At 46.1% G+C, this 13,387-nt stretch carries 9 protein-coding genes; 1 reads left to right on the top strand and 8 read right to left on the bottom strand.

What is annotated here, in order from left to right:
• Position 1: 1 nt before the first annotated feature.
• The 3 genes from rpmA to gnd form a co-directional block, all read right to left on the bottom strand.
• On the bottom strand, positions 2 to 286 hold the full coding sequence (gene rpmA, locus IQ276_RS32255) for a 50S ribosomal protein L27 (RefSeq protein WP_073638720.1): 285 nt from the start codon (positions 284 to 286) through the stop codon (positions 2 to 4).
• Between the two features lie 30 nt (positions 287 to 316).
• Entirely contained in the window at positions 317 to 721 is a 405-nt protein-coding gene (gene rplU / locus IQ276_RS32250) for a 50S ribosomal protein L21 (protein ID WP_190881669.1), read from the bottom strand.
• A 483-nt stretch (positions 722 to 1,204) separates the two neighbouring features.
• Positions 1,205 to 2,638, bottom strand: coding sequence for an NADP-dependent phosphogluconate dehydrogenase (gene gnd, locus IQ276_RS32245; RefSeq protein WP_190881670.1), 1,434 nt, complete (start codon positions 2,636 to 2,638; stop codon positions 1,205 to 1,207).
• Positions 2,639 to 2,954: 316 nt separating this feature from the next.
• Here gnd and IQ276_RS32240 point away from each other — a divergent pair, with 316 nt between their 5' ends.
• Positions 2,955 to 3,695, top strand: coding sequence for a Ycf66 family protein (locus IQ276_RS32240; RefSeq protein WP_193916918.1), 741 nt, complete (start codon positions 2,955 to 2,957; stop codon positions 3,693 to 3,695).
• Between the two features lie 242 nt (positions 3,696 to 3,937).
• Here the strand turns inward: IQ276_RS32240 and IQ276_RS32235 are convergent, their stop codons facing one another.
• From IQ276_RS32235 to IQ276_RS32215, 5 genes are all read right to left on the bottom strand, one after another.
• The gene (locus IQ276_RS32235) at positions 3,938 to 8,899 is read right to left on the bottom strand and encodes a beta strand repeat-containing protein (protein WP_235116159.1); all 4,962 of its coding nucleotides are present in this window, start codon (positions 8,897 to 8,899) and stop codon (positions 3,938 to 3,940) included.
• A 176-nt stretch (positions 8,900 to 9,075) separates the two neighbouring features.
• Positions 9,076 to 9,393: a DUF4915 domain-containing protein gene (locus IQ276_RS32230; RefSeq protein ID WP_228043421.1), complete on the bottom strand. Its 318-nt coding sequence runs from the start codon at positions 9,391 to 9,393 to the stop codon at positions 9,076 to 9,078.
• Positions 9,394 to 9,848: 455 nt separating this feature from the next.
• A complete protein-coding gene (locus IQ276_RS32225) occupies positions 9,849 to 11,168 on the bottom strand; it encodes a dihydroorotase (protein WP_235116158.1) in 1,320 nt (439 codons plus the stop codon).
• 130 nt (positions 11,169 to 11,298) lie between these two features.
• Positions 11,299 to 12,651 (bottom strand): histidine phosphatase family protein, encoded by a 1,353-nt coding sequence (locus IQ276_RS32220; protein WP_193921574.1) that lies wholly within the window; start codon positions 12,649 to 12,651, stop codon positions 11,299 to 11,301.
• A gap of 326 nt (positions 12,652 to 12,977) precedes the next feature.
• Positions 12,978 to 13,214: a hypothetical protein gene (locus tag IQ276_RS32215; RefSeq protein WP_235116157.1), complete on the bottom strand. Its 237-nt coding sequence runs from the start codon at positions 13,212 to 13,214 to the stop codon at positions 12,978 to 12,980.
• Between the last annotated feature and the right edge of the window lie 173 nt (positions 13,215 to 13,387).

The raw sequence follows: 13,387 nt of genomic DNA, 5'->3' as shown, positions 1-13,387 counted from the left end.
TCTAACTGGCTACTGCCTCAACAGCAGCAGCTACGGGTGAGTAAACACTAACTTTTTTGCGGGTTTTGCCCTTTCTTTCAAAGGTTACAACACCGTCGATTAAGGCAAACAGAGTGTCGTCGCTACCAATACCGACATTGTTACCAGGGTGAAATTTGGTGCCACGCTGACGCACCAGAATGCTTCCTGCACTTACAGTTTGACCACCATAACGCTTGACACCTAGACGTTGGGCGTTAGAATCACGACCGTTGCGTGTACTACCTGTTCCTTTCTTATGAGCCATGATTTCCTTTTGTGTATCTACTTCTGTTTATTATTCTGCAACGGTTTCAGCTTCTTGGGCAGGAGCGTCATCTACAACAGGGCTTTCGTCCGTTGCTGCTTCGGCTGCAAACACCGTACCGTTAAGGGTGATGGAGTTAATCAAAAGTCTGGTAACTTCTTGGCGATGCCCGCGCTTTTTGCGGGTTTTCTTTTTCGGCTTCATTTTGTATACCAGGACTTTACGATCTCTGAAATGTCGCAGTATAGTCCCTTCTACAGTTGCACCTGACACTAGTGGCTGTCCAATAGTGACTTCGCCATCATTCTGCACCAATAATACTGCTTCTATTGTAACTTTTTCATCTGGTTCGGCAGTAAGTAGTTCAATGTCGTAAAACCGCCCTGGCTCTACTCTTATTTGTTTGCCGCCAGTTTCAATAATTGCGTAAGTCATGGAATTGTCCTTGAAGTTGCCGTACAGGTAGCTGGTTTTGATCTTGTTTAGAGATGCTTTTCCCAGCTTTTGTAATATGTCTACCTGTTCCGAGCAGGAATTAGACAGACAATCTAAAATTGTATTCTGTTACAAGCTTTGAAGTCAATCAATTTTGGATTTTAAATTTTGGATTTTGGATTGAAACAGACCACTCTGGGTAGGGACTGAATTTACAAAAACCAGACGCACAAGCCCATTCCCAATCTAAAATCCAAAATCCAAAATGGTATCAGCCCTGATAAAAAAATGACTCTGAATTTCAGAGTCACTATCAAAATTGCAGTTGAAAACTCTTTCAACTTTCACAATATGCTGATATACAGCGGATTTCAACGAAAGTGAAGTACACAACCTAAGTCTGGTAGCTTGGGCAAAGCCTATTTTACTTCCCAATTCTGACTTCCCAATTCTGACTTCTGAATTCTGAATTCTGAATTCTGACTATTTTTTATCAGCTTCAGCAATTGGTACCCATTCAGTGTGGAAACTTCCGGGCTTATCAAGACGCAGGTAGGTGTGTGCGCCGAAGTAGTCGCGTTGTGCTTGAGTCAGATTTTGGGGTAGGCGATCGCGGCGATAGCTGTCAAAATAATCCAAGGATGCGCTAAATGCAGGCACTGGAATTCCCAGTGTTGCAGCTGTCGCAATCACTTCCCGCCAAGCAGTCTGTCTGTCGAGAATTGTCTGCTTAAATTCGGGAGCTAACAGCAGGTTAGGCAAAGCTGGATTTTCGCTAAAAGCCTTCTTAATCTTATTCAAAAAGCGAGCGCGAATAATACAGCCACCTTTCCAAATCCGCGCCATTTCGCCCAGATTCAAATTCCAGTTATATGTTTTTGAAGCTGTGGATAGCAATGCCATCCCTTGAGCATAAGAACAGATTTTTGAGCAATAGAGAGCATCGCGTACTTTGTTGATAAAGTCCTTGGTTTGCCCGTCATACTTGCCACTGGGGCCTGTTAGAACTTTAGATGCTGCAACCCGCTCTTCTTTAATGGAAGATATAATCCGGGCATTAACTGCTGCTGTAATTGTCGGAATCGAAACTCCCAATTCCAATGCAGTCTGCACAGTCCAGCGTCCAGTTCCCTTTTGACCTGCTGCGTCAACAATCAAATCTACCAGGGGTAGATTTGTTTCTGGGTCAAGATATGGGAAGATATTCTTCGTAATCTCAATCAAAAATGAATCGAGTTCATCGGTGGTGTTCCATTCAGCAAACACGTCATGTAGCTGATTATGGTCTAATCCAGCGACATTTTTTAGCAAATCGTAGGCTTCAGCAATTAGCTGCATATCGCCGTACTCAATGCCGTTATGTACCATTTTTACATAGTGGCCAGAACCGCCAGGACCAATGTAGGTTACGCAAGGGCCATCATCGACTTGGGCAGCAATTTTGTTGAAAATTGGTGATAGATACTCGTAAGAGCTGGTTGTACCTCCGGGCATTAGTGAAGGGCCATTTAGCGCTCCTTCTTCACCACCACTGACACCCATACCAAGATAGCGAAGTCCAGCAGGTTCTAATTCTTGAGTGCGTCGTTCTGTATCTTCAAACCAAGAGTTGCCACCGTCGATAATGATATCGCCTTCGTCTAGCAAGGGTCTGAGTTGAGCAATCACCGCATCGACTGGCTTACCAGCTTGCACCATTACTAGGATTTTGCGGGGACGTTCCAATGAGGCGACAAATTCTTCTAGGGTAAAAGCGGCTTTGACGTTCCGTCCTGGCGCACGCTGCGCCATAAAGGCATCCGTTTTTTCTCGGGAGCGGTTGTAAACTGCAATTGGGAAGCCATTACGTTCGACGTTTAGAGCGATATTCTCGCCCATAACGGCTAGTCCAATCACACCAAAGCTTTGTAGTGTCATAAATTTGTTTGGCTAACTCTTGCAGATCCTTTCATCTTTTAGGGTAGTCCGAGATTTTCGTCGATCTCCTAAAGAAGACCTTAAGACTTGATCTCAACGACAAAAATCCACAACTAACACAGATAATTAATTTTAAGTTGTATCTAAATCAACCATTGGCTTGCAAAATTAGATTGGGGACTGGGGACTGGGGACTGGGGACTGGGGACTGGGGACTGGGAAGTGAGAAATTTTTTCTTAGTTCCCAATCCCAAATACCCAATACCCAATCCCCAATCCCCAATCCCCAATCCCTAGTCAAAGGAGTAACCAAATAATGCTGGCATATGTTCTAGCTTTAGTGGTCGGTCTTGGTAGTTTAGCCATTTATCTAGCAGCTTTCTTTTTCCCGGAAATCCACCGCAAGAATGATTTTATTTGGAGTGGTGTCGGGCTATTTTATGCTTTGGTTTTATGGGTGTTTGCACCACGCATTTCTGGCGGTTTGTTGCTGGGTCATGTGGCTAGCGTCGCTCTTTTGGTCTGGTTTGGCTGGCAAACTCTTTCGTTACGTCGCCAAATAACACCACAGGCACAACAAACCCAAGTACCAAGTCCTGAGACGGTGAAAACTAGCATTCAGGAACAGGTGAATAAATTGTCGCTTCAGGAACGGCTAGCTCAGTTGCAACAGGATATTGGTAACACGTTGAGTGGCGTGAAAGACAAGGTGCAAAACACTGTGAGTCCAAAAACACCTACAACGGCTAAACCTGAAGACATTACTTCTGTTTTGGCACAGCAACCTGCTGTTGAAATTATCGACAATACTACTGCTACACCAGAACAACCAGCAGAGGAGGCGGCTACTAGCGATACCGAAGCAAAAACTGAGAATGTACCAGAAGCGATTCCACCAAATCCCCCATCTCCCGAATTGGTGGAAGCAGCCCAAGCTGATGCCCAAACTGAGAACAAAGAACAGATTCCTGTGGAGGAAATTGCTCCAGATGCATCTCTGGCTCCCCCAGCCGAAACTCCACCGGATGCAACACCGCCAAATAATCAGGCTAGTTGAATTGAGTCAAACCCAACATTAACTTAAATATAATGTTGGGTTTTACTTAATTGTGCTATGGATCGGCTCAAATAAACTTGTAGAGCGATCGCTTAATATTCTTGATTTTAACAAAGAGTTTTAGCCTTAACCCAAGGGTATTGGTTTAGAAGTCAATACCCTTGGGTGAAGGTTTATTGGCAAAGAAAACTGTCTTCGAGAGGCGATGAATGATGTCTATATGAAATGCGGAATCTGGTCAACTATGCTTGCAACAGAAAATCCGATGCTATAAGAGTTGGCGCACCAGTTAGAGTTGCAAATAAACCACCACTGCCAAAACCAGCCGCGCTGCCATTTTGGTTGTAGAACAACTGCCCACTCACAGAATTGTAGACAATTGTCGCCGTGCTAGTCCCTGCTAAATTCGTGATTTGAAAATCATTGGTATTACTAAAACCTGTTCCCACAGCAGAAGTAATTGCACTAAAAGTAGTCTTATCCAGTACAATCTTGTCACCTTCAGAACTATTGAAATCAGTAATGGTATCAATACCAAAAATAGTGGTAGTAAACTCACCATTGCTGTTGTAAGCGAAAAAGTCAGCGCCTACACCACCGACGAGAACATCATTGCCTTGTCCACCGACGAGAATATCATCGCCTTCACCGCCCCGTAAGAGGTCATTGCCACTATTACCATTAATGATGTCGTTACCCCCTTGACCATTAATTACATCATTTGAGTTGTAAAAACCCGCAACGTTATTGTTAAGGTCATTGAGGAAAGTGACGGTATTCTTGTTAAACAGATTAGTTTGAGTCGAGTTGGCATCGAAGACATCAAAACTATCAGTAACACTGGTTTGTCCATCAAACAGGATATTACCAATAGCTGGTCGTGAACCACGTGCTGGGACATTATCCAGGTTTTCTAATTGGAAGTTCTCCAGGGTAACTTTCGTAGAAGTCGCATCTAAAAAGGTGAGTTCTAAGTTACTACCATTTTGAGTTAATTGCAGATTTCGGGCAGTTAAACCACTACCGATAAATTGTAATGTATCGAGTTGGTTAATCACCGTTGCTGATGGATTTGAGCCAGTGCGTATTCCAGCAAAATCGGTGATGGTGTCATTGCCATCACCAAGGCCCAAAATAAAAGTATCATTGCCATTGCCACCAACAAGAGTATCGTTGCCGCCATTGCCAGAGATGGTATCGTTGCCATTGCCACCAGAGATATTATCGTTGCCGCCATTGCCAGAGATGTTGTCGTTGCCATTAGTGCCAGTGATGTTAGCACCAACTGCGATCGCAACACTAGCAGTACTACTGAGGTTCCCATCGCTGATGGTGTAGTTGAAGTTGGCATTGCCACTAAACCCATTAAATGGGGTAAAGACAATGAAATCATCTGCCGAGTTGCCCACAGTGCCGTTATTACTGAACACAGCAGTACCGTTGGTTGCACCACTAACGCCAGTAATGCTGAGGTTATTGCTATCGATATCGGTATCATTAGCTAGCAGAGTACTAGTGAGGATGGTTACAGGAGTATTAAAACCAGTAGTCAGGCGATCGTTGACGGCGATGGGTGCATCGTTGACAGGCTTGACGTTGAGGTTAAATGTACTAGTAATGTTACCGCCATTGCCATCAGTAACAGTGAAGTTGAAACTGTCAGTGCCGTTGAAGTTGGCATTGGGGGTGTAGATGAAGAAGTCGTCGCTGGGGTTGTCTGGTGTAGCGTTGTCGTTGAGCGTCAGTGTGCCGTTAGTGGGGTTAGTGAAGTCACTGATGGTTAAGGTATTGCCTTCTGCATCTGTATATCTACGTAGAATATTGCGAGCAAGGATGTTAACGGCGGTATCTTCGTTAGTGGTAGCCACAGTCTGAAAGCCAAACACCACGTAGCTTGACCCTACACTAAACCAACCATTACCGTTGGGGTCGACACGAAGTGCCCCAATACCTATCAGGTCATCAAAGCCGTCGCCGTTGATGTCTCCCGCACTGCTGACAGAACTGCCTGAGCGGTCACCCGCATCAATGCCGTTAATTACAAAGCCGTTGCTGCCATTGAGAGACGAGAGGTTGAGTTGGGCACTAAAGCCACTGCTGCTGCCAAACACCACGTAGCTTGACCCGGCCCCGGCATCTGGTGCCCCAATAATCAGGTCATCGAAGCCGTCGCCGTTGATGTCTCCCGCGCTGCTCACAAAACTGCCTGTGTTAATCACAAAGCCATTGCTGCCATTGAGGGACGAGAGGTTGAGTTGGGCACTAAAGCCACTGCTGCTGCCAAACACCACGTAGCTTGATCCTGCAAAAAACTGACCGTCAAAGAAGCCACTAGCTGCCCCGATAATCAGGTCATCAAAGCCATCGCCATTGATGTCTCCTGCACCGCTGACGGAAATGCCTGATAAGTCAAACCTATCAACACCGTTAATCACAAAGCCGTTGCTGCCATTGAGGGACGAGAGGTTGAGTTGGGCACTAAAGCCACTGCTGCTGCCAAACACCACGTAGCTTGATCCTGCCCTATCCTGACCGTTGGGGTCGGCAAAGACTGCCCCGATAATCAGGTCATCGAAGCCGTCGCCGTTGATGTCCCCCGCACTGCTGACAGAACGGCCTGAGCGGTCACCCGCATCAATGCCGTTAATCACAAAGCCGTTGCTGCCATTGAGGGACGAGAGGTTGAGTTGGGCACTAAAACCACTATTGCTGCCAAACACCACGTAGCTTGACCCTGCATTATTCTGACCGTTGGGGGAGGCACCATATGCCCCGATAATCAGGTCGTCGAAGCCGTCGCCATTGATGTCCCCTGCACCGCTGACAGAACGGCCTGAGCCGTCACGCTCATCAATGCCGTTAATCACAAAGCCGTTGCTGCCATTGAGGGACGAGAGGTTGAAGCTAGCTCCAAAGCCACTATTGCTGCCAAACACCACGTAGCTTGACCCTGCGGCATATTGACCGTTGGGGGAGGCACGGTATGCCCCGATAATCAGCTCATCTATACCGTCGCCATTGATGTCCCCCGCACTGCTGACAGAACTACCTGAGCGGTCATCCGCATCAATGCCGTTAATCACAAAGCCGTTGCTGCCGTTGAGGGACGAGAGGTTGAAGCTAGCTCCAAAACCACTATTGCTGCCAAACACCACGTAGCTTGACCCTGCCAAAGACTGACCGTTGGGGGAGTCATCTTTTGCCCCGATAATCAAGTCATCTATACCGTCGCCATTGATGTCTCCCGCATTGCTGACAGAACTGCCTGAGCCGTCGTCAGTCTCATCAATGCCGTTAATCACGAAGCCGTTGCTGCCGTTAAGTGACGAAAGGTTAAAACCTGAAATAATCTGAGGTGCGTCATTGACTCCGTTAATGGTCAAGTTGACGCTAGCTGTATTAACCAAGCTGCCATTATTGATGGTGTATGTAAAGCTGTCAGTGCCGCTTTCACCGACAGCCAAACTTTCAAATTGAGCATTGGGGTTGTAGGTCAACCTGCCATCAGCATTAAGGGTGAGTAAGGCACCAGAACTCAGGGTAATGGCAGTGCCAACAACAACTGTCCTACCATTAATAGCTGTCACCGTTAGGAAATTGCTGTCATTGGCTAAGAATTGTATGTTAACAGCAGTGTCTTCGTCGGTGGTAGCGGTGTCATGAACTGCAACAGGAGGTTTATTAGTAGGTGTAGGAGATGCAAAACCAAACACCACGTAACTCTCCCCTGCACTATTCTGACCGTTGGGGTCGGCACGAACTGCCCCGATAATCAAGTCATCAAAGCCGTCGCCGTTGATGTCCCCCGCATTGCTGACAGAACCACCTGAGTAGTCAAACGCATCAATGCCGTTAATCACAAAGCCCTCGCTGCCATTGAGGGACGAGAGGTTGAACCCGGCACCAAAGCCACTGCTCCTGCCAAATATCACGTAGCTCTGCCCTACATAACGCTGACTGTTGCGGTCAGCACGGGATGCCCCAATAATCAGGTCATCGAAGCCGTCGCTATTGATGTCCCCTGCACTGCTGACAGAACGGCCTGAGTAGTCACCGTCATTAATACCGTTAATCACAAAGCCGTTGCTGCCATTGAGGGACAAGAGGTTGAGTTGGGCACTAAAGCCACTGCTGCTGCCAAACACCACGTAGCTCTTTCCTGCCACAGCCCGATCGTAAAATTCGTAATGAAACTCCCCGATAATCAGGTCATCGAAGCCATCGCCGTTGATGTCCCCCGCACTGCTGACAGAACTACCTGAGCGGTCATCCGCATCAATGCCGTTAATCACAAAGCCGTTGCTGCCGTTGAGGGACGAGAGGTTGAAGCTAGCTCCAAAACCACTATTGCTGCCAAACACCACATAGCTTGACCCTGCATTATTCTGACCGTTGGGGGAGGCACGGTATGCCCCGATAATCAGGTCATCGAAGCTGTCGCCGTTAATGTCCCCCGCACTGCTGACAGAAATGCCTGAGAAGTCAAACCTATCAATGCCATTAATCACAAAGCCGTTGCTGCCATTGAGAGAGGAAAGGTTGAATTGGGCACCAAAGCCACTGCTGCTGCCAAAGACTACGTAGCTCTCCCCTGCACTATTCTGACCGTTGGGGTCGGCATCACCTGCCCCAATAATCAGGTCATCTATGCCGTCGCCGTTGATATCCCCGGCACTGCTGACAGAAATGCCTGAACCGTCATCTTCATCAATGCCGTTAATCACAAAGCCGTTGCTGCCATTGAGAGAGGAAAGGTTGAATTGGGCATCAAAGCCACTGCTGCTGCCAAAGACTACGTAGCTCTCCCCTGCATCATACTGACCGTTGGGGTCGGCACCACTTGCCCCGATAATCAGGTCATCTATGCCGTCGCCGTTGATATCCCCGGCACTGCTGACAGAATAGCCTGAAAAGTCATCTTCATCAATGCCGTTAATCACAAAGCCGTTGCTGCCGTTAAGTGAGGAAAGGTTGAATTGGGCACCAAAGCCACTGCTGCTGCCAAAGACTACGTAGCTCTCCCCTGCACTATTCTGACCGTTGGGGTCGGCACGAACTGCCCCGATAATCAGGTCATCGAAGCCGTCGCCGTTGATATCCCCGGCACTGCTCCCACCGCCTGAGTAGTCACGTGCATCAATGCCGTTAATGACAAAACCGTTGCTGCCGTTAAGCTCAGATAGATTTAAAACTGGATTAGCCATAATTCTTGATTCTCCTTATGATTTTGGTTTTGTTGTTTGTCGTCTGACCAGACCTGAGATTTCTACCTCTGAACTGATCCCATAGTCACCAGGCGCCGAATTTCATCACTTTTAAAGGCGATCGCCATTAAGACGAGACACCCCTGCTAGCGTTACCACGTCGTATAATTCCATACTCATCTGGGGCAAGTAAACGGCATCATAGTTGTCGTGAACTTGTCCCGGTTATAGGATGTTTTCAAAGCAAAGCGCCACAGTTGATAAAGGGAACTCATATACAAAGTGCTGCCACTGGCATACAAACCCATGCAGCGTTCAAAGGTGCGCTCGAATACAGATAGTTTGCCGCTCAGTTGTAAGCGGATGAAAAATAATTTACCTGCTTGATAAGTGCTGAAAGCTAGACTGAGATTCTGCTCCAACAGCCAGGGCGCGAACTCCCCTGAGGCATTGATTTCTAAGCTATTAGTTGCAGTCACAGGATTTTGATTCATTTTTTGTACAGGGAGGAGAATAAAACGTAATTTCTTGCCAATGCTGGCTCCTTCTCATTCCCCCTTGAATTATCTATCTCTTAAGTAAAACCACGTAACCTACTTCACCAAATCTTGAAGATGTGACTTTTTTTTAAATCTAATACATCACAAAATTAGCATCAGTTGAACTTTAACCTTCCCGCAGATATATTTGGTTAAATTATGAAAAATTCGATATCTACTGAAATTTCCTACGTTTGTTGACAAAAAGGCATTTTCTGATTGCGCTAAAAACCATTACGTGGTAGTGAATTTTGCCGACTAAATATCAGAAAATTTTATCAATGTCAAATAAAGATTAGGTTTACAGATTCTTTATATAACTAATATAAATCCTCAGAAATCTACTCAGGAATCACATTAGCAAGATTTATCTCGAAACCCCTGTCCTCCCTTAACAGAATTGAAGGCAACTAACACCAAGTTTGCAGGACACGACCTTGCAATTGTTGTCCTAACCAAGGTGTATTTTGTGAAAGTGTATGCAGATTTTTCCTTTCAACTTTCCAGGTTTGCTGGGGGTCAAATAAAGTTAGTTCTGCTGATTGATGAGGGCTAATTGCATTTATTTTCTGCCCCAAACACTTGGCGGGATTACTACTCAATGCACGCCATAATTCTAAAGCTGTAAATTCCCCAGTTTCAACGAGATATTGCCATAGCAAAGGCAATGCTAACTCGAAACCAATTGCTCCGGCTGGGGCTTCGGCAAAAGCCTGGACTTTTTCTTCGTAGCTGTAGGGTGCATGATCGATCGCGATCGCATCTATAACCCCTTCACGCACCCCCGCACGCAACGCCGCTACATCTCTGGCGTTGCCTAAAGGCGGGTCTAAATGTAGGCTGGTATTATAACTCTTGATTGCTTTTGTGTCAATTAAAAGATGCATCCAAGTAGTGCTGGCGGTGATGGGTAAACCAGCAGCCTTGGCTGAAGCTATCAGTTCGACGCTGCGGGCTGTGGAGACACGCATGATATGTACTGGTGTGCCTATGGCTGCAACTAATTCAAGCATTGCGGCGATGGCACTTGTTTCTGCGCTGGTGGGTACTGGCGGTAAACCTAAACGAAGTGCTTGGGCACCTTCTCTTATTACACCATTTGCAGCTAATTGGCGATCGCAAGGCCAAAATGCAATTGGTTTACCCAACGGCTGGAGATACTCTAATACCCGCTGCACCAGCGCTAAATTTTCCAAAGGCTTACCATCTGTAAAACCAACAACCCCAGCGGATGCTAAATCTGCCAATTCCGTCATTTGCTTCCCAGCAACATCTAGGGTGATAGCACCCCAGATAGAAAGCAGGGGGAGAGGAGGGGCAGGGGAAGCAGGGGGAGACAAATTAGTTTTCTCTTTCTCCCTCATCTCCCTCATCCTCCTCATCTCGCTACCTTTATTGTGCAACTGCGCCACAAGCGCAGGATTATCAATGGCTGGAGATGTATCGGGTAATATACTAACTCTAGTAAAGCCGCCAGCAGCAGCAGCTTGCAAAACAGACACGAGAGTTTCCCGTTCTTCAAAGCCTGGTTCGCCGGAGTGGCTGTATAAATCCACTAACCCAGAACCAAGAACTAATCCCCGACAATTTCTGATTTGAGTATCAGAACTGATATCAGAAATGCACGAAGCCACTGCTTGAATGTAACCATCAGCAATCAGCACATCAAATAGTTCATCGGTTTGGGAAACTGGGTCAATTACCCGTACTTGTTGCAGCAGTTCAATCATAAAATTTTTTAATTATTGAGTAAGGAGTTATGAGTTATTTGCTCTTTGCTTATCACTTATAACTTTATTCATAACTCCTTACTCCTTACTCCTCACTCCTAACTATTAACTCAGCACTTATTCAACACTCCTACAACGCCCCGGCTGCTGTTTTATCTAATACGCCTCCACCGAAGTGAGTGGTGATGTTCATTGCTTGTAGTACTGGTAAACCATTTAGTCCACAAGGATAATCAATAACACTAACAGCACCATTTCCCTGACGAAAATTCCAGAAATTTTCTAGTGGTAAACCAAGAATGTGACAAAGCAAAGTTTTATTCGTAGCATCGTGGGCTACGACTAAAACAGTTTTCAGTTGATTAGTTAATGCTGTTTGCACAATTGATTCCCAAGCTGCAACGCTACGTTCCCATACCTGTTGCAAATTTTCCCCTTCAGGCATTTGAACTTGGGCTGGGACTAATCGCCACCGCTGTAACTCTCCTGGAAATTCTTGCTCTATTTCTGTTTCTAATTTTCCTTCCCAAAGTCCGTGGCTGATTTCTCTTAAACCATTTTGTAATTCCAGCTTCAGGCTAGGATGCTGTTTTAAGATAATTTCTGCTGTTTCTTTAGGACGTAGCATTGGGCTACTAACAGCATAATCGATCGCTATTTTTTGGAGAAATTCACCTGCTTTTTGCGACTGTTGTCTACCGTTGTCGTTAAGTGGGACATCAATTTGCCCTTGAAACCTGGTTTGGCGATTCCACTCTGTTTCCCCATGACGCACTAGCAGCAACCGTACTCCTTGATGTTCTGGCCGCAAGGAGGGTAGAGTTTCTCCGGTATGTTGCGTCTGGTTCAAAGACTCTAGTTGCACTGGTTCCCCCAAACCCCCAGCAAAATTTAGGACGCTGATACCACAGTTAGATTGCTGTATTGAATGGTAACGACTTGGGGGAATTCCTAATGCTGTGCTGATCAAGGCGCGATTAATACCGTTATGTCCCACAATGAGAATGGTTTCGCCTTGATGCTGGGACAAAATTTCTTGCCAGAACTGTCGCGCTTGTTCGTATAAAGCCAGAACCGGAAAATGTTCTCTTGTTCCCTCTGCTTCATTGAGCAGCATCCGCAGTTCGTGGGGGCGTTCGTGCCAAGTCCGGTAATCTTCGGCTAACTCCTGCTTGACTTCGGCTGTCAGCATTCCTTCCCATAAAGGCAGGTCAATTTCCAGCAGCAAATCAGAAGCTTGCACTACGGCAGACTGTTCAGCACGAGAAGCTAACTCACTATGGATAATATCTGCTGTGTGTTTTGCTCGTTGCAGGGGACTGCTGTAAATCGCATTAAATAAAATATTGCTGAGGGCTTTGCCTGCTTTACTGGCATCGTTACGACCTTTTTCGGTTAATGTTGACGCATCAGTGCGCCCTTGAATACGCCGCTCGGTATTATAACCGCTTTGACCGTGGCGCACTATGATGACACGAGTCATCGCAAAAAGCCCTCCTGTGTCTAGACGACTAATTTTACTGCAAAATGATTGCACAATTATCTACTAGGCAAAGCGGATTCTTGAAATCAGTCAACAGGCATTGAGCATTGGGCACTTATACTAAGCGACTCGTGCAAAGCAAAGCCAAGGTAAGCCGAAGTATTGGGCATTGGTCAAATAAAAAATGACAAAATACCTAATTATTTAGACCTCTTGCATAAATCAAAAATAAAGAACCCCACCCCGCATTTGAGTAAAGCAAACGCTCCCCTCTCCGCAAGCGGCTCGGGGTTGGGGGTGGGGTGTTAGGGACTTTTGCAAGAGGTCTATTCTCTGCCAATATCTAACTGCACTTGCAATCCATAATTGTCATTCCCAGATTGAGCGGGTGCTAGGAAAACCGAAGTCTCTGGCAATGATAATGATTCGTTAAAGCGTATTGGAGTTGGAGTTTCATTGTCTCTTTGATTATAAAAGCTTCCAAAGTCATCAGGACTTAGGCACACGTAACGGAAAATCGTAGACGCAAAGCGGCTTCCCGCAGGGTACCGCAGAGGACGCACAAGGCACCCAGAAATAAGAGTTTCAGAGAGTTTTTGCGTAAGTCCTAGTCATCTTTAGCTGTTCTATTATCAATTCCAACTAGAGAATCACCAGTTATTGTGTTAATTGCTCAAAGCTTTGGAGCAACTGGTTTTATACTCAGCAGTTTGCCATAGATCAATCAGTTATACCT

The sequence above is a fragment of the Desmonostoc muscorum LEGE 12446 genome (genome assembly GCF_015207005.2).
In the GTDB taxonomy this organism is placed as follows: Bacteria; Cyanobacteriota; Cyanobacteriia; order Cyanobacteriales; family Nostocaceae; genus Nostoc; species Nostoc muscorum.
Note: the sequence above shows the minus strand (reverse complement) of the source record. Positions and strands in the feature narration are given on the sequence as shown.